Raw genomic sequence first — 2050 nt, forward strand, 5'->3', positions numbered from 1 at the left:
CACACTGGCACAATAACGTCGGTATGACTGGCACAATAACGCCGGTATATCCAGTATATTTTGCTAATTTTGAGTCATTCTAAATAGCATTTTTAGAATTATCTAAACGAATTAAACCTAAAAACAATTACTTATGTCAAGAAAAATCATTGTAAAAAGCCTATTGTTGGCTTTGGTTTTTGTAGTAGTATCTTGTGAAAAAGATGAAACTATAAAGGAAGTAAAACAAGCAACAATTGAAGCGGAAAACCTAATGGGGATTTCCAATGGAGATGTTATACCGGGGAAGTATATCATTGTAATGGATGATGCAAATTTAAAAAGCACAGTGTCTTATGAAGTTGGTCAAAAAGAAGTCAAATTAATAGCTCAAGATATTCTTTCTGCTTCAGGATTGAAAAGTGGAAGTATTACTGCAACCTATAGTCATGCCATTAGAGGTTTTGCTGCAGAATTAAGCCCTGAACAAGCAAGTCTTATTGAAAAAGATGAAAGAGTCATTTACATGGAGCAAGATCATTATGTGATATTAAAGAAACCAGGTGGAAATCCAGGTGGAGGAGGAGGTACTACTACACAGACACTTCCTTATGGAATCACTAGAGTTGGAGGAGGTGCTACTTATTCAGGTTCCAATTCTGCATGGATATTAGATACTGGAATCGATTTAGATCATCCAGATTTAAATGTAGATGTTGCCAGAAGTGTAGCATTCGGTCAAAACAATCCTGATGATGGTCATGGACACGGTACTCATTGTGCTGGAACTATTGCTGCTATAGATAATAATTTTGGGGTAATTGGGGTTGCAGCTGGCGCACCGGTTGTTGCTGTTAGAATATTAGACAGAAGAGGTTATGGAGGAGTTTCTGATTGTATTGCCGGTGTTGATTATGTTGGTGCCAATGCAAGCGCAGGAGATGTTGCCAATATGAGTGTTGGTTATCCTGCTTCTAGTGCATTGGATAATGCAGTTGTGAATGCTGCTTCAAATGGTATCTTCTTTGCTCTAGCGGCTGGAAATGATGGATTACATACTTATAATTCACCTCAGCCTAGTCCAGGAAGAATAAATGGAACAAATGTTTGGACCGTTTCTGCCATGGATATCAACGATGACTTTGCCTATTTCTCCAACTATGGAAATCCTCCTGTAGACTTATGTGCTCCAGGTGTATCTGTATATTCTTGTTATAAAAGAGGTGGATATACAACCATGAGCGGTACTTCAATGGCCACACCTCATGTTTGTGGTGTTTTATTAATGACCAATGGAAACCCCTCTACCTCAGGAACTGTAAATAACGATCCCGATGGAAATGCAGATGATATAGCTCATTTATAGCATCTATTTAAAAATATATGGAAGCGGGATTTATTCCCGCTTTTTTTATGGAAAAAAGTATCTTTGAGACATGAGAAGAGACGACAAAAAGATAAATAGCAGAGAAGAAATAGACCAAATCATAAAAAGTACGGAGGTTTGTAGAATAGCCTATGCTGATAATAATATCCCCTATATAACACCAGTATCATTTGGCTACGACGAGAAGCATATTTACGTTCATACTGCTATAAGAGGAAGAAAAATAGATTTCCTTATGAAGAACGAATATGTATGCTTTGAATTTGAAGCAGATGTAAAAACTATTACAGACCCAGTAATTGCCTGTAAATGGACCGCTGCTTTTAAAAGTGTGATTGGCTATGGCAATATGAAAGAATTAGCAACTTTTGAAGAGAAAGATTATGCCATTAATGAAATTATGAAGCATTATTCTGGAAAAACCTGGGCTTTTGAGGAAAAGATGCTTCAAAATGTAAAGCTTTGGAAAATTGAGATTTTGGAGATGAGTGGAAAGCAGTCGGGAGGGGAGTAAAAAAGAAAATGTTAAACATCTAATTATTGATTTTTTCTTTCCCCGACCCCAAGGGGTGGAAAAAATCAGTTCGGAGTTATCATTGAAATTCCTATTGTTTTCTTCCACCACCCCCTGGGGCATTAGCGTTAACTTAAGCAAAAAGCTCTTTCAATTTGTTGCTCAAAATT

2 protein-coding genes are annotated in these 2050 nt (G+C 37.0%); both read left to right on the forward strand.

Annotation, left to right across the window (positions count from 1 at the left end):
• Nucleotides 1-133: 133 nt before the first annotated feature.
• The gene (locus HNS38_RS19960) at nucleotides 134-1345 is read left to right on the forward strand and encodes a S8 family serine peptidase (RefSeq protein WP_172346996.1); all 1212 of its coding nucleotides are present in this window, start codon (nucleotides 134-136) and stop codon (nucleotides 1343-1345) included.
• 70 nt (nucleotides 1346-1415) lie between these two features.
• The gene (locus HNS38_RS19965) at nucleotides 1416-1880 is read left to right on the forward strand and encodes a pyridoxamine 5'-phosphate oxidase family protein (RefSeq protein WP_172346997.1); all 465 of its coding nucleotides are present in this window, start codon (nucleotides 1416-1418) and stop codon (nucleotides 1878-1880) included.
• Nucleotides 1881-2050 lie beyond the last annotated feature (170 nt).

The organism is Lentimicrobium sp. L6 (assembly GCF_013166655.1).
Taxonomy (GTDB): Bacteria; Bacteroidota; Bacteroidia; order Bacteroidales; family UBA12170; genus UBA12170.